Genomic DNA, 21,965 nt, shown 5'->3' on the forward strand with positions numbered 1-21,965 from the left:
AAAGCACAACTGAGATTATGTCGTCGATATCAACGACTGATGCACAAAGGTAAACACTACAATGTAGTTGTCACAGCCATCGCTAGAGAAATGATTGCCTATATCTGGGCTATCTCACGGGAAGTCGTATTACCGCAGGTTAACCCAAAATTACGCTTATCTAGGGTGCCTGCATGAGAGAAGAGTTTGAGTTAATGCATTGGGTCAAGCATCGGCTGTGGCACAACCACCGAGGGCGTTAGGATGGCAATAATGCTAACCCATTATTGAACCACGAACATAGACTGAAGACAGGTGTCACGACGGAATAAGTAAGGTAGGCGCTGTTCATTAAAAGATGAATAATCCACGAATACCAGCATGACAACCGACGAATTTACTTGCTTCACTCGATGCGTTAACTCAATTTATTTGAGCAACAAAAATAGGCTTATAAAGGTTTAGGCAAGATCGTTACGTTTTAATTGACATGGGGAGTCATACCAACGCTTTGCCAAGGGGCAAATGCGAACGTTGTTGGGCGAAGCCCAGTGAGTATTTGTCCCAGCCGCGCTTTTTGCGGCGAACTTAGGCAACTTGTTATGTGCGTGCATGCTAGAGCACGTGAACATCGTTGATTGTTGCAGCATATTCGTGATTTCCTGTTGGTACGAACTCAAATTCAACAGTTAAGTCTGTTATCTCACCATTAGCAGGTAAGTAAAAGCCGAAGATCAATGAGCCTGAATCGGTTTCTAGATACTCAGGGTAACAATTCGCTATATCTTCGTTTTGAAAACTGACAGGGACACTGCTTCCAAAATAACCTTGAACTACGTCTCTTAGCTCGGATTCTGCCCATACAACACCGTAGTTATTTTTGATATCAATGAGCTTTGCCGCACCTTCAAATTCATTTGTGGCAAGTAAGTTTAACCAGTGTTGACAATAACGTTTAAGTTGATTCTCTTTATCTTCATTGGTGATTGACAGCATCAGATACCTTAAAGCACATAACGCTTAACATATGGGGCGCAAGCTTGTTGGCTATACTTGCGAAGAATGAGCTGAGCCAGCGAGTTTGCGTCCCAATGAGCGCAGCGAATGAACATAATGTTTTTGTTAGGTGCGTGTATATTCAAAACTATCTAATAACTCCGCTGCATAAATTTTTTGGTTTTCATTAAGTGTGTCCGTATCCAATAAGGAGCGCACCATCCTCCAATCATCCTCTTTGGTAATTCTACCTCTGGAAGTAATTTTGAGAAAAGTTTTATATGATTGGTTTTCTAAAATTACTAGCGATGGTAAACCAAGATTCAGTAGTTCTGACTCTAAATTTTCTCGTTGAGTAATTTTCATATGAGAGCAAACTTCTAAGGCGTCTTGTGCTACTTGTCGTACATCTGAAATTGGAAAGGTCATTATATGAGCTTTAGTCAACTTCATTGTTGAATCACCTTGCCCAAAGACAAGTTCAGTAAATTCAGCAAGTAGTTCCTTTTCAGTTTTCACTAAAGCACCTAACGCCTCGCCTTTACGGCATTTGCTTGCTGACCGCCGTTTGGCCAGCGAGTAAATGTCCGAAACAGGCGCTTGTTATAAAGCCTTTGCATAGATGTCCGGCATGTATATTTCCATAAAAGTACTCGGATTCCGCAAAGGTGTGAAGCCATACTTATTGTACAATCCGTGCGCATTTGAAGTAGCTAACGTAAAACGCCGCACGCCATTAACACTTGGGTGCTGCACTACGGCCTCCATTAATTTCCTGGATATCCCCTGTCCTCGATACTCAGGCCAAACGATAACATCAACAAGGTTTGCGAAAGTTGCTTGATCCGTAATGATTCGGCTGAACCCTACTTGCTCTTTGCCTATATAAGCACCTATACAAACCGAATTTTCAATACCACGACTTACAGTGTCGTAAGTAATCCCTTGCGCCCAGGTACTTTCCGTTGTCAAAAAGTGATGAATTTTTGCAACATCAAGCAGTGACTTATCATCACTAACGGTTAGTACTGACACAGAACCTCCATGGCTTTATAACTTTTTAAATAAGGGGCGCAGACATGTGGGCTAAAATCCGAACGAAGTGAGTCAGCCCACATGTTTGCGTCCCAGCCCGCGCAGCGGGCGTACTTAATTTTTTTGTTATATTGCATTTTTCAATACAGCCTTTGTTTTACCAAGAGGGTTAACCGCTAGGCGCTGAAGCTGCATCCCAAAGTTACAAATTGCTTGAGGCTCGACTTTCATATCAAAGTTAACTTTATAGTTTTCGTTTCTGACATTTGTGAAAGATTCGATGTGAGCAATAGTAACAGCAAACATTGTATGTCCAGAATTGTCTATACAGAAAGCATGAATGGAGAAATATGAAAGATCGGGGGTGGAACGGCTTTTGAACTCGAACTCATCTTTTGTGTTTCGAGGAAATTTCTCAAGAAGCTTTCCCAGATGATCAATCTCCTCTCTATTTGTATAGCAATCTGCTTGACCAGAGAACTGCCCATTACTACCGAATATAGAGATTTCAAATAAAGATTCATCTTCCCATATTGATGAAACTACGAGCTGACTTTCCATGTTACTCCTGCAATATAACTTTAAGCTAAGGGGCGCAGATGCGTGGGGCATAATGGCGCAGCCGCCCCGCGTATTGGCGTCCCAGCGACCGAAGGGAGTGGCTTGAGCGTTTTGTTAGCTGCCCAACTGCGTAATGTGCAACAGTTCACCTACTGGCCCCCATAAATAAAAAACTTTGCCCCAAGATTCTTGTTGTATTGGCGTAATCTTGGATTTGTTTTCCGACTTAGAACATATCTCATACGCATCGTATATGTCTGAAACGCAGATTTGCAACATGAAGTTCTTGGCCATGTCCTCATTGTAAAAGCGCTGCAAAAAGAAAAGGCAATCTCCGTTTTCAAAAAGCGTGAGGTCATCGGTTACGTATTCTGATTTGAATCCAATTTCCGAGTAGAAAGATTTAGAAATCTCGTAATCCTTACTTGGAACAAATGTTTTTATATCTATTACATCCATGAATCTTTCCAAAGGCAGCTAACAATATTATTAGTTAGAAAAAATCCCTTTTATTACGCGGAATATTTCCTGTATTTAACATGAGTCATTTTTAGCATATTTGTTAACTGTCTGTACAGGTTAAAAATATTAGCAAGATAAAATGATTAGTTTGCATATAAAACGGAAATTTTCCCTAAATTTGCATTGGTACGGAAAAAATCAGTTTTACCTGAATTAGTAATATTAATTTTAACGGTTTGCTATTTAATTTGGGGCTTAATGTTATCTCTGTTTAACAGCCACTTATTGGCACAGTTGAGAGATTGTCATCTCTTCTTTAAAGTGAAAAATAATTCCCATTGCACTTTCTCGAATTTTGAGATTGTGTCATATTTACACTACATTATGACTAGTGCCCTTTAAAAATGGACTATTTTGGCTCATTTGATAGTGATTTGTATCAATGAAAACACCCCTAGGCTCTTATCAATTTCGTGTTGAAGATAACATTGTTTATCAAACATTTAGAGGTATGTTCAGTGGGCATACCGCTGCAACATACTTAAGCGAAACTAAAAAAATGATTAACCAGTTCGACGGCAAACCGTTTGCTATGCTCATAGATATTAGTGATATGCTGGGCCTAACCCCAGAAGGATATGAGATGATTGATAAATTTAACCACTGGGTAAATTCGCAGAATCTCGTCGCCAAAGCAATTGTCGTTTCAAACGATGTGATAGGCAAAATTGTATCTGAACGCGTACCTGAATTAAAAAAACAGAACGTCAGGTATTTCCATGATCTCCATGATGCTATTGAATGGGTCAAGAACACTCAAACCAACAACTCCCTATAACATCGTTAAACTCTAACTAGGTTAACTCAACCTAAGGCTTTAATTCCTATAGAATTTCAACACCTATAAAGATCAATAACTCCCTTACAAGCCTGTTAAAACGGGATGTTTCATTTCTTATACTTTAGGCTAAATTAGCGTTATTTTTGTTTATTTTAGCGTCAACTTAGCTATCATCTTAGCATCAGAGGAAAAAACTAACCCGTTTGCTACCTAAGCTAAGCAAACCTAATCAAGAGGGAGTAAGGATGATGAATACACCTTATGGTTCTTACAACACGTTTATTGATGGCAATACCATAGTTGTGCGTTTCGCCGGTATGTTTAATGTAGCAACTACCAAACTTTTCGTTCAAGAAGCGAAAAGCTTAATTGAGCAGTTTGGAGACAAACAGTTTTTAGTGTTGGCCGATATGCTCCATCTAGAAGGGGCAACACCGGAAGCCTACACTGTTATAGATAGTTTTAATCGTTGGATAAACACCCGAAATATGTTGGCCAAAGCGCTAATCATTGAAAATAAAATTATCGCTCAAATCGCCAGGCTAAGAGTCGAGTCTACGAAATACCAAAATATCCAGTACTTTAAAACGAAAGAAGATGCGTTGAGCTGGTTTAGTGAAATTCAACAAAAACAAATTGCAAGTTAAGCCAACGCTACGTAACTATTTAGGGCGTAGCATTTCAAATTGTTGCATATCATTCACAGCAAAGTAGTCTCCAGCCCCACCGCCTCGTAATATGGGCTGATTGTACGTAGTTTGATACACGCCATCTACCACAGCAGACTTTTCAATATGAACGGCTACAACTTCGCCTAACACTAGGTAGCTATCGCAAACATCACCATTTTGCGATTGTAGTTGAATCACTTGTGTTGTTTTACATTCCATAGTTACCGGGGAACTGGCAACCTGAGGGGTATCTATTATTTTAGATCTGCCCTTTTCCAACTCAGCAAATTCGAATTCATCACCGTCTATCATTGCACTGGTAAGATTCATTTTTTCAGAGAGTTCCCGAGTCACTAAATTCCAGCAAAACTCTCCCCTTTGCTGGGCGTTTTCTACAGAATCTTTAAATCCAATGCTAGAAAAACCAATGATAGGTGGTGTGTAATTAAATGCGTTAAAAAAACTATAAGGGGCAAGGTTAGCCACGCCTTGTGCATTTAGGGTTGAAATCCAACCTATAGGTCTAGGCGCAATAATGGCATTAAATGGATCATGCTTGAGGGGATGGCCTTCTTTAGGCTCATAAAAATAGTAATTGTTCGACATCACAAATGCTTTCCAAAGGTTTTATGTTCTTCAGACTTTTAGATTATCATTCTTAATCATTTACACGCTAAAAACTGATCCTTAGTTTATTATCTTGTCATTAAATCTTGATACAAGATCAATTTAATCAATCCACTAATCCGTATTTGTCTTGCAGAACGCCAATGATCTCTTGTTTAGGATTATTGCTAAGCTTTATGGGTTTACCCGTTATTTTCTCAGCTATATTTAAGTAGGTTTGTGACAAATCCATAAGCGCTTGCTGAGGCAACAGATTATTTTGTGCAAGTGCAGCTCGTTCTGGCATTCTGTCTTTGTTTAACAAAATGTCAGGCTCCGGAAAATAACTTAAAAGCATTTGCCTAAAACCCTCTTTAGAGTTTTCGATCACTTTGCCGTCTCGATATGCAGGACCATCCCAAATACGAGATGAATCAGGGGTCCCTACTTCATCCATATAAATAAGCTTGTCTTGCCCTTGTCTATCTTTAACATAACCAAACTCAAATTTTGTATCTACAAATATTTGATCAATATCAGATAACGCCGAAGAAATAAGGTCAAAGCCCTGTTTTAGAAGCTTTTCATACAAATCAACATCACTGATCTGTTTAAAATTAAAGCGCGCAAAGTGCTCGACAATCGATTGCCTAGTAATATTGGCATCATCGGCTTCTTGCACACCGGGAATTCCTGTGAGTACACCTTTGGTTGATGGTGTTATCAGCAACTCGGGTAATTTACTGTCTTTCTCAAGGCCTTCAGGCAGTTTGATACCGCAAAAATCACGATCACCTTTGCTATAAGCACGCCACATGGAACCCGTAATGTACTGTCTTCCAATCGCTTCTATGAGCACAGGTTTGGCTTTTTGAACTATCCAAACCAACGGATGAGGGACATCCAAAATGTGACTATCGGCCAACCCATGTTGTTTAAATAAATCGAACCAATGATTTGAAATGGCATTTAACGCTGCACCTTTTCCCGGAACACCGTCTAAGCCTTGTTCAGCGCGCCACACGCAATCAAATGCAGAAATACGATCACTAATAACCATCACGGCTAAAGGGGTATCTTCTGCCACGTCATAATTGTTTTGCAGAATTAGCCGACGACTGTCTTGTTCGGTTAACCAATATACCGAACGAACTTTGCCACTGTGAACGGGCTCATTCGTTCGAATGGGTAAGTCATCATTCACCGCTAAAACCGTGTTGGCTAAACTCATACTACAAATTCCAATAAAACGCGCATTGTTATCAATTAAATATCTAAGTTCTCTGTGCCCATGGCTTCTTTAAAGTCAGGATACAAATCAGTTACTTTTTTAACCTCAAAAGGTTCGCTTTCTTCATTCAACAGGGTAAAAGAGGTTTTCGGCCCTTGTTTTTTCACCTGAATACGATAGTCCGTTTTTTCTAAATCAAGTTGACCGTCGCTTTTTGAGAATAAATTATCCCACCAGGAGCTCTCTGCCCCACCGTAATTAACAAACAACAGGCCGGTAGATTTATCCAAATCTTTTACATTAAAGCCCAGTTTGCGAAGAACAAGCAGCAAACGAGGCCAAACCAAGTCATATTGACCATCCACTACGTAAGCAGGATCGCCATCAGCATTGAATCCCATTTCTAAAGCAAAACCATTGCGGATTTGACGGATTCTCTTCACATCTTCCAAACGCACTTGCTTTTCGTAATGACTGATCACTTGGTTTAAGATTTCGACTTCGTTACGACGCGATTGCTCAAAATTAAGATCGGCAATCACTTCTTCACCCACAGTCTCTAAATAATCACGTAGTACAACTTTTAATTTTGCTGTTCTACCGTGGGGTTTAATATCTAAATTAAACTCAAATCGACGTCCAATACTGCGCTCAGTAGTTGTCCAGTTAAACCAGCTATTGTTTTCATCTGGTTCAATAATCATCCAATCAGTTACTAAAACTTGTGCGTCTTTGTCAAATTCAACAACGCCAATGTCTCTTTCATCTAAAAAGCTGATCACTGAATTCCAAATGGTTGTATCTAAAGGCTCAGAATCATCAATTTGGTCAAACCAAACGGTAGCTTCTTTTAAACCTTCCTCTACATGGGAACCAGAAACCAAAGGCAGTACTAAAGACGGCGAAGTTACCGTAACTTTATCGCCAATTAACTCTTTTGGCGCATTCTCGCCCAACTCTGGAATATCATAATCGTTCTTATAATATGGCTTGTCTAAGTCACTGGGAACTTTGTAAGCCACATTTTCTTCAGACTCTACGTAGTCATAATCACCATTGGCACGCTGCCTTTCTTCAAGGCTAGTACAACCGCTTAAAGCGCCTACACCTAGACATACTGCTAAAATTGTCAATCGAGCCATGCTTAATTCCTTTGTGTTTTTTCTAACCATTAATTGTAATGCCTGTTGCACGCATGACGTCTTCGATTACATTTTTGGATTGGAGTTCCGGAAGAATTAATGGTAAGCGTAAAAAAGCACTGTCAATTAAACCCATTTTGTACAAAACCCACTTCGGCAGTACTGGATTGGGCTCAATAAATAAAGCGTCGTGAAGCGCTGCAACCGACTGATCAACTTTTTTTGCTTCAGCAAAATCTTTAGCTGCGGCTAACTCACACATTTTTGCCATTTCAGCCGGTACTATGTTTGCCGTTACCGAAATCACACCGTGGCCACCGTTGCATAAAAATTCGCAGCTAGTAAGGTCATCACCGCTAAGCAATAAGAAGTCATCTGGCACTAGGGGTTGGGTTTGCTTCAAGCGCGCCATATCCCCTGTTGCATCTTTTAATCCCACAATATTTTTGTGTTTTGCTAATACCGCAACGGTTTCTGGCAGCATATCAGCAACAGTTCTACCTGGTACATTGTAAAGAAGCACAGGTAAATCAGTGGCATCGGCGATGGCTTCAAAATGGGCAATCATGCCTTTTTGCTGTGGTTTATTGTAATACGGCACCACACTTAAAAAACCAGCAATACCGGTATTAGCCAATTGTTGACTTAAAAAAATCGCTTCAGAGGTTGAGTTTGCGCCACTCCCCGCTATCACCGGGATCGCATTATTCGCATATTCAACGGTTTTTTTCACCACTTCGATATGTTCTTCAAAGGGTAAAGTTGCTGATTCGCCGGTTGTGCCTACAGACACCAAACCATGAGTTCCATTTTCAACATGAAACTCAACAAGCTTTTTAAGTCCAACATAATCTACCTCCCCGTCTGGGTGCATCGGGGTTACAAGCGCTACAAAACTACCTTTAAACATGTTTTCTCCACAAAAATGAGCGCCTAATGGTAATGATCAAGGCCGCTAAAAACAAGCAGATAATCAATAAAATAGTCTTACCTGAATCTGTTTACTAAATAGTGCAACAGACTTGGGTTTTGTCGCCCTAATTTAGTTCTGCATAAATAAACTCAAATAGTTGTTTTTTAAAAGTTTAAAAATTCCTTTATAATAGTCCTTTCGTTTTTACTTTGAATTAATTTTAATTAATGAAACAACAACTCATCGTTACTATTCTGGGCGGTAATAATATGGGAATTTTAAGTGAAATTTCCAATACTGTTAGCGCTACAGGTTGCAATATTTTGGACAGCCGCCAAGCTATTTATGGTGAAGACTTTTCACTTACCATGATTTTGGAAGGCTCACAGCTGGAAATTACTAAGGCTGAGCTGAAAATACCTCAAACCTGTCAAAGCCATGATCTACTCTCTATGATGAAGCGTACCAAGCGTCACAGTAAACAAAATTTGGAACATCTTATTGATGTACAAATCAGTGGCGACGATATTCCTGGTGTGATCCACAAGGTGTCTGCTTTGCTAACGAGTTTCGATGCAGCAATAAGTGCATTGCGGCAGCATACGTTCACTGACCAAGATAGTCAGAAGGAAAAGATGAAGGTCAAATTTGTCGCAAGCATGCCTCTCGAGGGTGATATGACAGGGCTTACCACTCAATTCCATGCACTACTAGATAGCTTAAATTTGTCTGGTAAAATTAGTGAAAATCACTAATTTACCCCGCGGGTTGCAAAGGTAACGGCACAAAGAGTGTTAACCATAACTTAATCAACTATTTAGGATCATTACATGAACCGACTTAAAGCCGGCGATAAAGCGCCGCAATTTACACTTCAAGATCAGAATGACAATGCCGTCTCATTGGCAGATTTTAAAGGCAAGCATGTTTTAGTGTATTTTTATCCTAAAGCAATGACCCCAGGCTGCACTGTGCAAGCCCAGGGTTTACGAGATTCAAAAGCTGAGTTGGATAAACTGAATGTGGTTACGTTAGGGATCAGCCCAGATGCACAGAAACGTTTACCCAAGTTTGCCGAAAAAGAACAACTAAACTTTACGTTATTGTCAGATGAAGACCACGCAGTGGCAGATCAATTTGGCGTTTGGGGTCCGAAAAAGTTTATGGGACGCGAGTATGATGGGATCCATCGCATCTCTTTTTTAATCGATCCTGAAGGTGTTGTTTCCCATGTATTTGACAAATTCAAAACCAAAGATCACCACCAAGTCGTGCTAGATTTCTTAACCAATAGTTAAGTTAAACTCGCTGAATATCAAAAGGGAGCAAGTTTGCTCCCTTTTTTGGTTCTCCATTTCAGCACTGTGCAAATGCGCTTTAGAGGCTAGTTTCTTGTTCAGGACTTACACTGGGAGACCAAGCGTTGATAACGGCTTTAACCAATGTTGCCAGAGGGATGGCAAAGAATACGCCCCAGAAACCCCACAGACCGCCGAAAAACAGCACAGCCACAATAATATAAATGGGATGTAAACTAACGGCTTCAGAAAATAAGATAGGCACTAGTACGTTTCCGTCTAACCCTTGGATGATTGCGTAGGCAATCATTAAATACCAGAAATCCGGAGTGATCCCCCATTGGAACAAGGCCACAATAGCAACGGGTAAAGTAACTACAGCCGCGCCTATGTATGGAATTAAAACGGAAAAGCCAACGAGTACCCCTAACAACACGGCGTAACGAAGATCCATTAGGGCAAAAGTAATCGAAGACACTGCCCCCACAATAATAATTTCAATCACTTTACCGCGGATATAATTAGCGATTTGTAGGTTCATTTCCGAACTTACCTGTTTAATCAAGCGGCGTTCGTTAGGCATAATACGTAATAAATTCTCAATTAATAAGTTCTTATCTTTGAGCATAAAAAACAACATCAAAGGCACTAAAATGAGATAAATGAGTATTGCCCCCACATCTGCTAATGAACTAAATGAAGCGGAGATAAGGGTTTCGCCCACTTGGACAATTTTTTGATTGATCTCCTCCAATATATTCTGAATATGGTAAATTTGAATAAAATTTGGATACAACTCTGGCAGCGTTAACAACCACTCTTGACCTTTATTCCATATTTGAGGAGTTTCCTTGATCAAATTCACACTTTGTTGGGTAATAACCGGAACTAAGCCAATAAAGGTCAAAATACACACAGCAATAAATGCCAACACAATAATTGCGGTAGCATACATTCGGTTTATCCCTAGCCTCATTAACTGCATTAATGGCCAATCCAGTAAATAGGCGATAACGGCTGCCACAATAACGGGCATCAGTATATCGCCCCAAATAGCGAATAATACGGATACAAAGATCAGTAGCATGAGTAGCATAAGAGAATCCGGATCCGAAAACTTACGCTTATACCAGCGATCTAACATCTCAAACATGTAATTTCCTGCCTATTTTACTTCTGTGGGGGTTGTTTCCTGAACACGACATTGACTGTAATGCAATTTGCTGCGAGGTTCGATAAATACCTGCATAATAACTTACACTATATTTGCACGTTTAATCATTAAAATTAAATGAAATTAGAATATAAGATATCTGCTCTTATATGCTGAGTGTAATGATATATTACCGCTAGATTTACATAATATTGACGTTATAAACTGAACTTATTTGCCCGTAACTGTTTCAAATAGGCGAATTAACCCATACATATAGAGTGGATAGAGAAATTTGAGAGAAGTTAGATTGAAAAATATGACTAAGTGTCTTGTTGTAGCAGTAGCTTCTGGCCTATTCGCCCTTACCTCAACATTCGTGGGAGCGCAAGTTAGCGACCAGCACCAACGCAATGCCTTACCAGAAATTGGCGTTGTGGCATCAGATGCCATTAGTATTGACAAAGAAATGCAAATTGGCGAAATATTAATGCGCCAACTTCGTGGTCAAGCGCCGCTGGTTAACGATCCTTTATTAGACGAATACCTACAAGATTTAGGCAATCGTCTGGTGGTACAAGCAGATAATGTAAAATTCCCTTTTAAGTTTTTTCTAATAAATAATGCAGATATAAACGCATTTGCATTTTTCGGTGGTCATGTTGGGGTGCACACAGGGTTAATATTCAACTCAGACAATGAAAGTGAATTAGCCTCTGTGCTTGCCCACGAAATTGCCCACGTGACTCAGCGCCATATTGCCCGAAAAATGCAATCCCAACAAAAGTCCACGCCGCTCCAGTTAGCTTCCATTTTCGGTAGTGTCTTGTTAGCCATCGCCAATCCCGAAGCCGGTATGGCAGCGTTAAGTGCAACCAATGCTGCCGCGCAACAAGCGTCCATCAACTATACTCGGGCTAACGAGCGGGAAGCCGACCGTATTGGTATTCAAGTATTGGCTCAAAGCGGTTACGATCCCAATGCCGCTGCATCATTTTTTGGAAAATTAGCGGAAAAATATCGACTACAATCTACGCCTTTTGCGTATTTATTGACTCACCCCCTACCACAATCCCGTATTGCCGATGCGCGCAGTCGAGCAAGTTCGTATAATGTGCGACAGGTGCCAGCAAGACTGAGCTTCCACCTAGCAAAAGCGAGGATCGTTGCTCGTTATTATGGCAATCCAAAAGACAATATTATCGGTTTTAAAGATATCCTTGATAAACAACAATATGTTTTCAAACAATCTGCAATGTACGGCTTAGCCCTGTCTTATTTTGAAAATGAGCAATATGCAGAAGCACAAAAAATCGTCCAGCAACTATTAAATAACGATTCGAATAACCTTTTCTATTTGGATATTGCCACCGATTTGTCCATCGCTCAAAAAGACTTCGAACCGGCCATTGCGATGTTATCAGAACAAGCAAAACATACCCCCCACAATAGTGTGATAACGCTTAATTTAGCTAACATACTGATTAAAAAAGGGGATATTAAAAAAGCGACAAACTTGCTAAAAGACTTTTTGTTGGTGAACCCGAAAAACTTATTGGCCTTACAGTTGTTAACAGATGCATACCTGGAAAGTCGTCAAATGTTAGAAATGCACCAAAGCAAGGCTGAGGTATATGTTTTGGTAAGTGCCTATGCCAGAGCCATAGATGAGCTTCACAGCGCATATAACTTTGCCGGTGACCGACAACTAGAAAAACAACGAATCAGGGCCAGAATCGATCAAATCAGAGAACAAATAGACAAGATCAAATCCCTTTAGCTAGACTGCAACAGTTGTCGTTGTCGAAGCTGGATAATAATATTCTGTAAACTTGCATTACTTTGTTCGCCTTGAAGCTGTTTAATTAGCGCTCCGTCGGGGCCAATAATAAAAGTGGTGGGTAAAGATTTCGGTTTGCTAAAAACCGTATTTTCTGGCAAACCTGAAATGATCCTAAAATCAATTTGATACTTTTGTTTTAACGCCAGTAACTCTGGCGTGGGCAGATTATCAAAATTGACGGCCAACAATGCGACATCTGTTTCTCCATCCGCAAAGCGTTCAAACTGGTTCAGCTCTGGAATTTCTTTTAAACAAGGGGCACACCACTCTGCAAAATAATTAACGACTAAAAACTGTCCGTTAAAATCTTGCCATTGATAACTTTTCCCTTCCACAGTTTCAAAGTCAGATTTAAGATTCAAAGACAAGTAAAAACCAGCTACGGCCGCTGCTAACCCAAAACTAACGAAGATCAATTTTTTAATCATAAACCCTGTGTTTCCTATTTTACCCTTCGCTTCCTACATGAAATTAGCATAACAAACCAAATAATATTTGTTGCCGCCATGCATTACCCTTTAGAATACTGCAATTTAATTGGCAATGAAAAGTAAACAAATTATGCAAAACTTACGAATTTATCATAATCCTCGCTGTAGCAAGAGTCGACAAACCTTAGCATTGCTAACGGACAAAGGCTTACAGCCCGAGATTATAGAATATTTAAAAACGCCACTATCAGTTTCGCAAATCGAAGGGCTTATGGCATTGCTGAATATTGAGGATCCGCGTAAAATGATGCGCTTAAAAGAAAAAGATTATACTGAAAATAATCTTGGTGATGAAAACGTCACTGCATCCCAGTTAATTTCTGCCATGGCCACCTACCCTAAACTAATTGAACGCCCAATTGTTGTGAATAACAATCAAGCTAGAATTGGTCGTCCGCCAGAATCGGTATTGGACATCCTATAGTGGGCCCTATTCTAGTTTTGTACTACAGCTTACATGGCGCAACGCGAAATTTAGCCAACAAAATTGCATTAGGTGCGCAAATGCAAGGGGCCGACGTGATTGTTCGCACTGTACCTACGGTGTCCACAGGCATAGATTTTGAACAGCAACCTGTGCCTGAATCAGGAGATCCCTATGTAACCTTAGAAGAGCTGGCTAGTTGCAGCGGATTGGCGCTGGGCAGCCCTACCCGATTTGGCAATATGAGCAGTGCCATGAAACACTTTTGGGACTCAACCTCATCTTTGTGGCTGTCTGCTAATTTAAGCGGCAAGCCAGGATGTGTTTTTACCTCATCGAGTAGCTTGCATGGTGGGCAAGAATCAACGTTATTAACCATGATGATCCCTTTACTACATCATGGCATGTTAATTAGTGGCCTTCCCTATTCTGAGCCTGAGTTACACTCAACAAAAACCGGTGGTAGCCCATACGGCGTTAGTCATCTGAGTGTTCAAAATAAATCTGAATTGAGTCAAGACGAGCAAGCTTTGTGTATTGCCCAGGGAAAAAGACTTGCTTTGATAGCCCAAAAACTAGGACAAAAATGAAAATTCCAACCAGTATTTATCGAAAGTTAGCCTTAGTATGTTATCTGTTGTTGTTAGTTTGGGTTCCTGTTTGGCATCTCTTGTTGGCAACGCCAACGGGCAGAAGTGAGCAATTTGAAATATTCTTAACCTTTGCCTGGACCATTCCTTTGTTATTTCCCATGGCTGGAATTTTACGTGGCAAACCTTACACCCACGCATGGGCAAACTTTATTGTCATGTTCTATATCATTCATGGTCTCACCAGCTTTTATGCCGTTGCCGATGAACGTTATTATGCATTCATCGAAATTGTATTGAGCTTTGGTATGTTTATTGGTTGTAGCTTCTACGCCCGACTTAGGGGAAAAGAATTAGGACTTAGCATTCCTAAATTAAAAGATGAAATGGCCAAAGAAAAAGCCTCATTTGAAAAATAATGACCAGCGCGGTCATCATAAAGCAGCATTTTTAGATATTCAGCAATCTAAACAAGTAAAATAAGCCAAGGCGCTGCTGCGCCAAGGGCTAAAGATCTAGCACTTGTTTTATGAAGGGAATACTAATTTTTCGTTTTTCTTGTATACCTTGGAATTGCAGTTCATCCAGGGCGGCCACAAGACTATGCATATCCCGTTTCGCATGACTGATCAAAAACTGTAAAGATTCGCGAGAAATACTAATACCTCGCTGTTTAGCTTTAATATTTAACGCGTCACAAGCATCTTGGTCATCAAGGGGCGCTAAACTGAAGCTAATTCCCCAGGCTAAACGTGAAACCAGGTCAGCTAATTCAAATTGCAGTTGTTTAGGTCCGCGGTCACAGCTTACAACAAGCTTACACACCTGAGTTTCACGAATACGGTTAATTAAATCAAACAGTGCAGTTTGCCAATCTTTACTATGCTGAATATGCTGAATATTATCGATGCATAGCAGTTGAATGTTTTCCATCCCATCTAAAATGGTGTGGGGATAGCGAAGTGACGCATCAAGGGCCAAATAAAAATGGGATTTGTTTTGTTGCGCCGCATTGTGTGACATAGCCACTAATAAGTGACTTTTACCCGTCCCAGCGCCACCAGATATATAGGTCAGAAAAGGCAACTCAGTGGAATTACTTTGTTCAACAAGCAAACCACAATGCTGATAAATCAATGAGTTATCACCTACCACCAAAGAGTCGAAAGTCTGTTCGTCTGGCAAATCAACATCGAGTGAAATTTGTTTTGGTAACTGGTCGTCAACCAAATTAAGGTCTCCAAAAATAGGGTTTATTGACTTCAGGTTGACTAAAACCGTCCCTTGGACTTTCAATTCTATTGTCTAACAGGAATGCTTCGTCAAGATTTTCCTTTGCCCCAAACAATTCCAACTCAAACGTGGAAAAACCACCTTGTTGTTCAACCAAAGTCACATCGATAACCACTGACAAGTTAGTTAAAAATTCTAACACGTCCACGTAGGCAGTTAAGGATGAAATATTCCCAATCACGATTTGTGTTTTATTATCAGAACCGTCGCCCGCTATTGCTTCTATTGCATATTTTGCAGCTAATTTATCGGTGATCATATCTATGGCTTTTTGCACTGCATCTTCTGGTGAGCTCGCTTCTACCTCACCAGAATCAAATGTACCGCGACGCGTGATCAGCCATTCAAGTACCCACACATTGAGTTTTTTAGGCTCGACTTGCTGCAGGGCTTCATCATCCTCTAACAAGCTACTAACCGGTTGTTCAGTACGATAAAACAAACGCCCTGACATGACGTATTCGGTACCATAACGTTCACTGGCTTCGACCAAGTTTTGGGTGTAACTCGACCAAACATCGTAAACACTTACCTGCTGAATATCCGTTAAGTCCATGATTGGAAAAGCGATTTCAATACCACGACTATTGGCGGTTTGTTTTGCCAAGTCGATTAAATTTTGATGCTCACTATCGGTTAACAGCTGACGAGTGCCCGTGTCTTTATCTTCTATTGCCAACCATACGAGGGTTTGAGGACGATGCTTACCCCAAATAGAAAAACCGGTTGAACGCAGTATGCTTTCTACCTGATTTACATCAAACTCTGCTTTATACAATAGTCCTTCAGCGGTTGATTCATAGGTATATGCCAGTAGGATATTCTGTGCATTATTTATATAGCCTTTAATTTCCTTGTCGGTCAACAACCCTCTATTTCCGCTGACCTTCACTAAGACTTCAGCAAGCGCTTGCTTCACTGCTTTTTTTTGCGCCGTTATAGATTGGTCATCAACGACGACAGACGCGTTATACAGTCCTTCAACAACCGCAGCCTTCGCTCCGTTAATTTGGCCAATAAGTAATAACGTTAAAAACAGCAGACAACGCATTCGCATTAAACACTCTTGAAAATTCAAAGCAGTATTGTCATAGATCTAAAATAAAATTTCATCAATTGTTTAATGTATGTTTAGCATTAACGTATGTTTTTCCAGCAAATTGACGTTTTTTTTGTTAAAAAAATCTACTTCCCTGACAAACTTTGTTACCTTGCTAGAAAATACCTTGATTTACAGTACCTTTTCTTTTGCCATACTGATAAAATCCGCAAAAATTTTTTACTGAGGAATATTGTGAGCGATTCTAACCCATCTCTGAGCTATAAAGACGCAGGCGTCGATATTGATGCAGGAAATCAACTGGTAGAACGAATCAAGTCAGTGACCAAGAAAACTCACCGTCCAGAAGTGAAAGGCGGTTTGGGAGGTTTCGGTGCGCTGTGTTCAATTCCTCAAAAGTATCGCTCACCTCTTTTGGTGTCAGGTACCGATGGAGTAGGAACTAAACTCAGATTGGCAATGGACCTAAAACGCCACTTTGGAATTGGTATTGATTTAGTTGCAATGTGTGTTAACGATTTAATCGTGCAAGGAGCTGAGCCGTTATTCTTCTTAGATTATTACGCAACAGGTAAGCTCGATGTTGACACTGCAACTGAAGTGGTTAGTGGCATCGGAGCAGGTTGTGAATTATCCGGTTGTGCACTCATTGGTGGCGAAACGGCTGAAATGCCTGGCATGTATCACGGTAACGATTACGACGTAGCAGGATTCTGTGTTGGCGTAGTTGAAGCTGACGAAGTGATCGATGGCAGTAAAGTCGCACCAGGCGATGCCATCATTGCACTGGCCTCTTCAGGTCCTCATTCTAATGGCTACTCGTTAGTCCGAAAAGTATTGGAAGTTAGCGGTACCGATCCTGAAACACCATTTCAAGATAGCACCATTGCTGACCACCTATTGGAACCCACTCGAATTTATGTGAAGTCGGTTTTAGCGCTATTGGAAAAACACCCAGTACATGCCATTTCCCATATCACTGGCGGTGGTTTCTGGGAAAACATACCTCGAGTATTACCAGATAATGCTAAAGCAGTGGTGAAGCGAGATAGTTGGACACGCCCAGCGATTTTTGATTGGTTACAAGAAAATGGCAACATCACTGAACATGAAATGTTCCGAACTTTTAACTGTGGTGTTGGTCTGATGATTGTATTACCTCAAGCAGAAGCCGAAGGGGCAGTGAATTATCTGAATGAGCTAGGTGAAAATGCCTGGGTATTGGGTGAAATAGCCCAGTGCGGTGAAGAACAAGAACAAGTTGAGATTGTTTAATTGAACGGTTCAGTAAAATCTATTGTTGTTTTAGTCTCTGGTAATGGCTCTAATTTACAGGCCATTATCGACTACTTTAGTGATAAAACGGATATCGCTCAGGTTACCGCCGTTATTTCAAACGAACCCACTGCATTTGGTCTTCAGCGGGCACAAAATGCTGGTATTGACGCACTTTGCGTAAACCATCGGGAATTTGAAAGCCGCGGTGAATATGACCAGGCGTTGAAAGCAGAAATTGACAAGTACTCCCCTGACTTAGTGGTACTGGCTGGATTTATGCGTATTTTAACCGAACAATTTGTGAGTAGTTTTAGTGGCAAGATGGTTAACATCCACCCTTCTCTACTGCCTAAATACAAAGGTTTAAATACCCATCAAAAAGCCATTGATGCGAAAGATTTAGAGCATGGTGCTTCTGTGCACTTTGTGACACCAGAACTGGATGGTGGCCCGGTAATTATTCAATCCAAAGTGCCAGTTTTTGAGCATGATACAGCCGCTGAATTAGCTCAAAGAGTTCAGCAACAAGAGCGAAATATTTATCCACTTGTTGTAGACTGGTTCTGTAGGCAGCGATTAATGATGATCAACAATAAGGCAGTATTAGATGGACAGGAACTTCCTCAAAACGGATATGCGACTGATTAAATGCTTATTTAGCGGAATAGTTTTATTCTGCCTAACCTTAGGTGCTAGCGCACACGCTGCTGAATTGATTGAATTCGATGCCCAATACAAAGCATTTCGCTATGGTAAGGAACTGGGTACTGCCGAGCTAAAACTGGAATCCCTGGGTCGTGAACGTTTTCGGTTGTCTTATCAATCCAAAGTATCCATGTTTTTTCTGTCTGATAAACGCAGTGAAGTTAGTTTGTTTAGCTTTACTGACGATAAAATTGTTCCTTTCAAATATAACTACGAGCGAACGGGATTTGGTTCTGATAAGAGCTTAGTTGCTCAGTTTGACCGACAAAAGAATTCCATCAAAATAAATAACGACTCAAGCTTACATTGGCATAATGAATTCGATAATCAACTTTATCGTTTAGACATTCAATTGCAATTGGCTGAAGGCAAAAAAGACTTACAATACAATCTATTGAACTATCGTGGAGAGCTAAGACAATATAATCTTGTGGTTATGTCTACTGAGCAATTGTCACTCCCCTATGGCTTGCTAGAAGGTGTTAAAGTCAAAATTGTTCGTCCCAATTCTAGCCGAGAAACCTACGCATGGTTTGCACCATCACTCAACTATCAGTTAGTTAGATTAAAGCAGCTTAAAGACGGAGAAGAGCAAGGTGACATACAGCTTTCTGCTTTTTCATCGGGTCCAGAAGCAAACTAACATCCACTTTGCATAAAATTACGTAATAATTCCTGTAATAGGTCAACTATTTTTAAAACGTTAGATCTCGCGCAAAGAAAACGTCTATTTAGCAATTTAGGCTTGAAAACAGCGCTAATATAGCCATGCTTATAATTAGCTATAAGATGAATGCATTTGATCTCCATCAAAAACAGGCATATTTTTAGTTCTTAGTCAGAAAAAGGTCTTTTGAATGAATATTATATTGTGGTTAGTCACCGTTATCGGTGCTGTAGGCGTCGTCAGCTTTCTCAGGCTGAAGTTATTAAACGCCAGTGTGATAGTGGGCTTAGTATTGCTGCTTGCAACAACGTTTGGGTATGTAGGCTTTTTCACTTGGTTAGTGTTTTTAGCCATTGCAATTCCATTAAACATGGAGTCCATTAGAAAGCAGTACATGACCCAGCCGATGTTAGATATGTATCGCAAAATTATGCCGGAAATGTCCACCACTGAAAAAGAAGCGATTGATGCGGGTACAGTTTGGTGGGACGGCGAAATTTTCAGTGGTGATCCTGATTGGCAGAAATTGCATGCCATTCCTAAGGCGGTATTAAGCGCTGAAGAGCAGGCATTTTTAGATGGGCCAGTGGAAGAAGCTTGCCGCATGGTGGATGACTGGGAAGTCCATCATACCCGTGCCGATTTATCCCCTGAAACTTGGCAATTTCTGAAAGACAATAAATTCTTCGCCATGATCATTAAAAAGAAATACGGCGGATTAGAATTCTCAGCTTATGCTCAATCCAGAGTTTTACAAAAATTGTCTGGATGCAACGCAGTTTTGGCCACAACGGTCGGTGTACCGAACTCTTTAGGTCCTGGAGAACTACTTCAACACTATGGTACTACCGAACAACAAGATCACTATTTGCCGCGCCTAGCCACAGGTGACGAAATTCCTTGTTTTGCCCTAACTGGCAGAGAAGCAGGTTCAGATGCAGGCGCAATTCCAGACACCGGCGTCGTCTGCAAAGGCACTTGGGAAGGCGAAGAAATCATTGGTATGAAACTGACCTTTGATAAACGCTATATTACCCTAGCCCCTGTAGCCACTGTTATCGGCTTAGCCTTTAAGATGACCGACCCTGAAGGTCTATTAGGCGATGAACCTGATTTAGGTATCACCTGCGCCTTAATTCCCCGGGATACTGAAGGCTTAGAAATTGGTAACCGTCATTTTCCGTTAAATGTCCCCTTCCAAAACGGACCATTGAAAGGCACCGACATCTTTGTTCCTCTAGATTATATTATTGGTGGTGCAGAAATGGCCGGCCAAGGCTGGCGTATGTTGGTTGAGTGCTTATCAGTTGGACGATGTATTACCTTGCCTTCAACTGCAGCCGGTGGTACAAAAACCATGGCTTTAGCCACAGGTGCTTATGCACGTATTCGTCGCCAGTTCAAAATGCCCGTAGGTAAAATGGAAGGTATTGAAGAGATGTTAGGCCGTATTGGCTCTAACGCTTATATGATGGACGCGGTAACGAGTTTATCCACCAAAGGAGTAGATTTAGGTGAAAAACCTTCGGTTATCTCAGCCATCTGTAAATATCACCTAACGGAAAAAATTCGCTCTGTGGTTAACGATTCCATGGATGTTCACGGTGGTAAAGGCATCATGCTTGGTCCAAATAACTATTTGGGTAGAGCTTATCAAGGTACCCCCATTTCAATTACCGTTGAAGGCGCGAACATCTTAACCCGTAATATGATGATTTATGGGCAAGGTGCGATTCGCTGTCATCCCTTTGTGTTGAAAGAAATGTATGCCGCAGGCAAAGAAGATGAAAATGAAGCTTTGGCAGAATTTGACCAAGCAGTATTCGGACACATTGGGTTTGCAATGAGCAACTTCTTCAGAAGCGGATGGTATTCACTAACCTGTGCAATCACCGCAGACTCCCCTTTTGACGATGAAACCAGTCAATACTACAAAGCCATGAAACGTTACAGTGCCAATATGGCATTGCTATCTGATGTAGCAATGGGTGTACTTGGCGGTGAATTGAAACGCAAAGAAAGGCTATCGGCTCGTTTAGGGGATATTCTCAGTTACCTGTATTTAGGCTCTGCTACCCTTAAAAAGTTTGATGATCAAGGTCGTCAAAAAGAAGATTTAATACTGGTACATCGCGCCATGCAAGACTGTTTGTACTCGTTAGAAACCGCCATTGATGAGTTATTGCATAACTTCCCGAATAAGGCATTAGGCTACTTTCTTCGAGGGATCATTATGCCCTTTGGCAAGAGTTTCGCTAAACCTGCCGATGAACTCGATCATCAAATTGCCACCTTGCTGCAAACGCCTGGAGATGCCCGTAATCGCTTAGGTGAAGGTCAATATCTGGGCCGCGACGAAGGCAACCCTATGGGTAAATTAGAGCAAATTTTAGATGACATTCTAGCTGTTGAACCCCTTTACGACAAAGTCTGTAAGGCCGCAGAACAGCGCTTCCCTTTCACCCAGTTAGATGAAGTAGGTAAAAAAGGCTTAGAACTAGGTGTATTAACCGCGGAAGAGTCTGAGTTAATGGCGCGCGCAGAGCAAGGTCGATTAGATACCATAAACGTTGACGACTTTACATCTGAAGAGTTAATGGCTGATAAAACCTTACTCAAGCCTAAAAGAAAGAGTCGTAGCAAGGCAAGTTAATGAATAAATAACGCCTTAGCACAAATCATAATGATGCAAAAATCCCACTTTTGAAGTGGGATTTTTTTTATTC

General features: G+C 40.8%; 25 protein-coding genes and 1 pseudogene. 13 read left to right on the forward strand and 13 right to left on the reverse strand.

All coding sequences use genetic code 11. From position 1 onward, the window contains the following. Positions 1–177 (forward strand): annotated as a pseudogene (locus ACYVIL_RS19665) (IS110 family transposase); the annotation flags it as partial. Between the two features lie 417 nt (positions 178–594). Here the strand turns inward: ACYVIL_RS19665 and ACYVIL_RS19670 are convergent. The 5 genes from ACYVIL_RS19670 to ACYVIL_RS19690 all read right to left on the reverse strand — a co-directional run bounded on the left by ACYVIL_RS19670 (position 595) and on the right by ACYVIL_RS19690 (position 3,030). Beyond that, a complete protein-coding gene (locus ACYVIL_RS19670) occupies positions 595–975 on the reverse strand; it encodes a hypothetical protein (RefSeq protein ID WP_460314384.1) in 381 nt (126 codons plus the stop codon). A 126-nt stretch (positions 976–1,101) separates the two neighbouring features. Beyond that, positions 1,102–1,494 (reverse strand): hypothetical protein, encoded by a 393-nt coding sequence (locus ACYVIL_RS19675; protein WP_460314386.1) that lies wholly within the window; start codon positions 1,492–1,494, stop codon positions 1,102–1,104. Between the two features lie 84 nt (positions 1,495–1,578). After that, complete coding sequence (locus ACYVIL_RS19680; protein WP_460314388.1) at positions 1,579–2,010, reverse strand: GNAT family N-acetyltransferase; 432 nt, start codon at positions 2,008–2,010, stop codon at positions 1,579–1,581. A 126-nt stretch (positions 2,011–2,136) separates the two neighbouring features. Beyond that, positions 2,137–2,571, reverse strand: coding sequence for a hypothetical protein (locus ACYVIL_RS19685; RefSeq protein ID WP_460314390.1), 435 nt, complete (start codon positions 2,569–2,571; stop codon positions 2,137–2,139). 114 nt (positions 2,572–2,685) lie between these two features. Further along, entirely contained in the window at positions 2,686–3,030 is a 345-nt protein-coding gene (locus tag ACYVIL_RS19690; protein WP_044446102.1) for a VOC family protein, read from the reverse strand. A gap of 445 nt (positions 3,031–3,475) precedes the next feature. On the opposite strand from ACYVIL_RS19690, the gene ACYVIL_RS19695 reads away from it, so the two are divergent. Both ACYVIL_RS19695 and ACYVIL_RS19700 read left to right on the forward strand, forming a co-directional pair. Beyond that, positions 3,476–3,871, forward strand: coding sequence for an STAS/SEC14 domain-containing protein (locus tag ACYVIL_RS19695; RefSeq protein WP_460314393.1), 396 nt, complete (start codon positions 3,476–3,478; stop codon positions 3,869–3,871). A gap of 248 nt (positions 3,872–4,119) precedes the next feature. Then, on the forward strand, positions 4,120–4,521 hold the full coding sequence (locus ACYVIL_RS19700) for a hypothetical protein (protein WP_460314395.1): 402 nt from the start codon (positions 4,120–4,122) through the stop codon (positions 4,519–4,521). A 15-nt stretch (positions 4,522–4,536) separates the two neighbouring features. Here ACYVIL_RS19700 and ACYVIL_RS19705 read toward each other — a convergent pair whose 3' ends face one another. The 4 genes from ACYVIL_RS19705 to dapA all read right to left on the reverse strand — a co-directional run bounded on the left by ACYVIL_RS19705 (position 4,537) and on the right by dapA (position 8,434). Beyond that, positions 4,537–5,151 carry a flavin reductase family protein gene (locus ACYVIL_RS19705; RefSeq protein WP_460314397.1) on the reverse strand — a complete coding sequence of 205 codons (615 nt, stop codon included), beginning with the start codon at positions 5,149–5,151 and terminating at the stop codon, positions 4,537–4,539. 127 nt (positions 5,152–5,278) lie between these two features. Continuing rightward, positions 5,279–6,382, reverse strand: coding sequence for a phosphoribosylaminoimidazolesuccinocarboxamide synthase (locus tag ACYVIL_RS19710; RefSeq protein WP_460314399.1), 1,104 nt, complete (start codon positions 6,380–6,382; stop codon positions 5,279–5,281). A gap of 35 nt (positions 6,383–6,417) precedes the next feature. Beyond that, positions 6,418–7,524 carry an outer membrane protein assembly factor BamC gene (gene bamC / locus ACYVIL_RS19715; RefSeq protein ID WP_460314401.1) on the reverse strand — a complete coding sequence of 369 codons (1,107 nt, stop codon included), beginning with the start codon at positions 7,522–7,524 and terminating at the stop codon, positions 6,418–6,420. Positions 7,525–7,546: 22 nt separating this feature from the next. Then, complete coding sequence (gene dapA / locus ACYVIL_RS19720; RefSeq protein WP_460314403.1) at positions 7,547–8,434, reverse strand: 4-hydroxy-tetrahydrodipicolinate synthase; 888 nt, start codon at positions 8,432–8,434, stop codon at positions 7,547–7,549. Positions 8,435–8,664: 230 nt separating this feature from the next. Between dapA and ACYVIL_RS19725 the strand changes: the two genes are divergently transcribed. Both ACYVIL_RS19725 and bcp read left to right on the forward strand, forming a co-directional pair. Further along, positions 8,665–9,192, forward strand: coding sequence for a glycine cleavage system transcriptional repressor (locus ACYVIL_RS19725; protein ID WP_303474044.1), 528 nt, complete (start codon positions 8,665–8,667; stop codon positions 9,190–9,192). Between the two features lie 75 nt (positions 9,193–9,267). Then, a complete protein-coding gene (gene bcp / locus ACYVIL_RS19730) occupies positions 9,268–9,735 on the forward strand; it encodes a thioredoxin-dependent thiol peroxidase (protein ID WP_303474043.1) in 468 nt (155 codons plus the stop codon). A gap of 79 nt (positions 9,736–9,814) precedes the next feature. On the opposite strand, the gene ACYVIL_RS19735 is transcribed toward bcp, so the two are convergent. Next, positions 9,815–10,888: an AI-2E family transporter gene (locus ACYVIL_RS19735; RefSeq protein WP_303474042.1), complete on the reverse strand. Its 1,074-nt coding sequence runs from the start codon at positions 10,886–10,888 to the stop codon at positions 9,815–9,817. A gap of 319 nt (positions 10,889–11,207) precedes the next feature. Here ACYVIL_RS19735 and bepA point away from each other — a divergent pair, with 319 nt between their 5' ends. Continuing rightward, positions 11,208–12,668 carry a beta-barrel assembly-enhancing protease gene (bepA, locus tag ACYVIL_RS19740; RefSeq protein WP_460314510.1) on the forward strand — a complete coding sequence of 487 codons (1,461 nt, stop codon included), beginning with the start codon at positions 11,208–11,210 and terminating at the stop codon, positions 12,666–12,668. On the opposite strand, the gene ACYVIL_RS19745 is transcribed toward bepA, so the two are convergent. Continuing rightward, positions 12,665–13,159: a TlpA family protein disulfide reductase gene (locus ACYVIL_RS19745; protein ID WP_460314406.1), complete on the reverse strand. Its 495-nt coding sequence runs from the start codon at positions 13,157–13,159 to the stop codon at positions 12,665–12,667. The two genes, bepA and ACYVIL_RS19745, sit on opposite strands and share 4 nt — an antisense overlap. A gap of 133 nt (positions 13,160–13,292) precedes the next feature. Here ACYVIL_RS19745 and arsC point away from each other — a divergent pair, with 133 nt between their 5' ends. The 3 genes from arsC to ACYVIL_RS19760 are packed head-to-tail and all read left to right on the forward strand — an operon-like array spanning position 13,293 to position 14,655. Further along, positions 13,293–13,646, forward strand: coding sequence for an arsenate reductase (glutaredoxin) (gene arsC, locus ACYVIL_RS19750; RefSeq protein WP_303474040.1), 354 nt, complete (start codon positions 13,293–13,295; stop codon positions 13,644–13,646). Next, complete coding sequence (gene wrbA, locus ACYVIL_RS19755; protein WP_460314408.1) at positions 13,646–14,236, forward strand: NAD(P)H:quinone oxidoreductase; 591 nt, start codon at positions 13,646–13,648, stop codon at positions 14,234–14,236. The genes arsC and wrbA overlap by 1 nt, the downstream gene beginning before the upstream one ends. After that, entirely contained in the window at positions 14,233–14,655 is a 423-nt protein-coding gene (locus ACYVIL_RS19760) for a DUF2069 domain-containing protein (protein WP_303474039.1), read from the forward strand. Before wrbA ends, ACYVIL_RS19760 begins: the two co-directional genes overlap by 4 nt. A gap of 88 nt (positions 14,656–14,743) precedes the next feature. Here ACYVIL_RS19760 and hda read toward each other — a convergent pair whose 3' ends face one another. Both hda and ACYVIL_RS19770 read right to left on the reverse strand, forming a co-directional pair. Next, on the reverse strand, positions 14,744–15,466 hold the full coding sequence (hda, locus tag ACYVIL_RS19765) for a DnaA regulatory inactivator Hda (protein ID WP_303474038.1): 723 nt from the start codon (positions 15,464–15,466) through the stop codon (positions 14,744–14,746). 1 nt (position 15,467) lies between these two features. Further along, positions 15,468–16,586, reverse strand: a complete 1,119-nt coding sequence (locus tag ACYVIL_RS19770) for a DUF2066 domain-containing protein (protein ID WP_460314411.1) — start codon at positions 16,584–16,586, stop codon at positions 15,468–15,470. Positions 16,587–16,823: 237 nt separating this feature from the next. Between ACYVIL_RS19770 and purM the strand changes: the two genes are divergently transcribed. The 4 genes from purM (at position 16,824) to fadE (ending at position 21,892) form a co-directional block, all read left to right on the forward strand. Further along, positions 16,824–17,864, forward strand: coding sequence for a phosphoribosylformylglycinamidine cyclo-ligase (gene purM / locus ACYVIL_RS19775; RefSeq protein WP_460314413.1), 1,041 nt, complete (start codon positions 16,824–16,826; stop codon positions 17,862–17,864). Then, the gene (gene purN, locus ACYVIL_RS19780; protein ID WP_460314415.1) at positions 17,865–18,515 is read left to right on the forward strand and encodes a phosphoribosylglycinamide formyltransferase; all 651 of its coding nucleotides are present in this window, start codon (positions 17,865–17,867) and stop codon (positions 18,513–18,515) included. Then, positions 18,475–19,215 carry a DUF3108 domain-containing protein gene (locus ACYVIL_RS19785; RefSeq protein WP_303474032.1) on the forward strand — a complete coding sequence of 247 codons (741 nt, stop codon included), beginning with the start codon at positions 18,475–18,477 and terminating at the stop codon, positions 19,213–19,215. The genes purN and ACYVIL_RS19785 overlap by 41 nt, the downstream gene beginning before the upstream one ends. Positions 19,216–19,429: 214 nt before the next feature. Then, positions 19,430–21,892: an acyl-CoA dehydrogenase FadE gene (gene fadE, locus ACYVIL_RS19790; RefSeq protein WP_460314417.1), complete on the forward strand. Its 2,463-nt coding sequence runs from the start codon at positions 19,430–19,432 to the stop codon at positions 21,890–21,892. Positions 21,893–21,965: the final 73 nt, after the last annotated feature.

The organism is Aliiglaciecola aliphaticivorans, from assembly GCF_054782055.1.

What these genes read in the sequence shown, in the direction of transcription:
- ACYVIL_RS19690 (WP_044446102.1), bottom strand. Translation starts at nt 3,030, where the DNA reads ATGGATGTAATAGATATAAAAACATTTGTTCCAAGTAAGGATTACGAG.
- ACYVIL_RS19785 (WP_303474032.1), top strand. Translation starts at nt 18,475, where the DNA reads ATGGACAGGAACTTCCTCAAAACGGATATGCGACTGATTAAATGCTTA.
- bcp (WP_303474043.1), top strand. Translation starts at nt 9,268, where the DNA reads ATGAACCGACTTAAAGCCGGCGATAAAGCGCCGCAATTTACACTTCAA.
- bamC (WP_460314401.1), bottom strand. Translation starts at nt 7,524, where the DNA reads ATGGCTCGATTGACAATTTTAGCAGTATGTCTAGGTGTAGGCGCTTTA.
- ACYVIL_RS19725 (WP_303474044.1), top strand. Translation starts at nt 8,665, where the DNA reads ATGAAACAACAACTCATCGTTACTATTCTGGGCGGTAATAATATGGGA.
- bepA (WP_460314510.1), top strand. Translation starts at nt 11,208, where the DNA reads ATGACTAAGTGTCTTGTTGTAGCAGTAGCTTCTGGCCTATTCGCCCTT.
- ACYVIL_RS19670 (WP_460314384.1), bottom strand. Translation starts at nt 975, where the DNA reads ATGCTGTCAATCACCAATGAAGATAAAGAGAATCAACTTAAACGTTAT.
- ACYVIL_RS19760 (WP_303474039.1), top strand. Translation starts at nt 14,233, where the DNA reads ATGAAAATTCCAACCAGTATTTATCGAAAGTTAGCCTTAGTATGTTAT.
- arsC (WP_303474040.1), top strand. Translation starts at nt 13,293, where the DNA reads ATGCAAAACTTACGAATTTATCATAATCCTCGCTGTAGCAAGAGTCGA.
- ACYVIL_RS19770 (WP_460314411.1), bottom strand. Translation starts at nt 16,586, where the DNA reads ATGCGAATGCGTTGTCTGCTGTTTTTAACGTTATTACTTATTGGCCAA.
- ACYVIL_RS19745 (WP_460314406.1), bottom strand. Translation starts at nt 13,159, where the DNA reads ATGATTAAAAAATTGATCTTCGTTAGTTTTGGGTTAGCAGCGGCCGTA.
- ACYVIL_RS19710 (WP_460314399.1), bottom strand. Translation starts at nt 6,382, where the DNA reads ATGAGTTTAGCCAACACGGTTTTAGCGGTGAATGATGACTTACCCATT.
- ACYVIL_RS19685 (WP_460314390.1), bottom strand. Translation starts at nt 2,571, where the DNA reads ATGGAAAGTCAGCTCGTAGTTTCATCAATATGGGAAGATGAATCTTTA.
- ACYVIL_RS19705 (WP_460314397.1), bottom strand. Translation starts at nt 5,151, where the DNA reads ATGTCGAACAATTACTATTTTTATGAGCCTAAAGAAGGCCATCCCCTC.
- ACYVIL_RS19700 (WP_460314395.1), top strand. Translation starts at nt 4,120, where the DNA reads ATGATGAATACACCTTATGGTTCTTACAACACGTTTATTGATGGCAAT.
- ACYVIL_RS19695 (WP_460314393.1), top strand. Translation starts at nt 3,476, where the DNA reads ATGAAAACACCCCTAGGCTCTTATCAATTTCGTGTTGAAGATAACATT.
- ACYVIL_RS19735 (WP_303474042.1), bottom strand. Translation starts at nt 10,888, where the DNA reads ATGTTTGAGATGTTAGATCGCTGGTATAAGCGTAAGTTTTCGGATCCG.
- dapA (WP_460314403.1), bottom strand. Translation starts at nt 8,434, where the DNA reads ATGTTTAAAGGTAGTTTTGTAGCGCTTGTAACCCCGATGCACCCAGAC.
- fadE (WP_460314417.1), top strand. Translation starts at nt 19,430, where the DNA reads ATGAATATTATATTGTGGTTAGTCACCGTTATCGGTGCTGTAGGCGTC.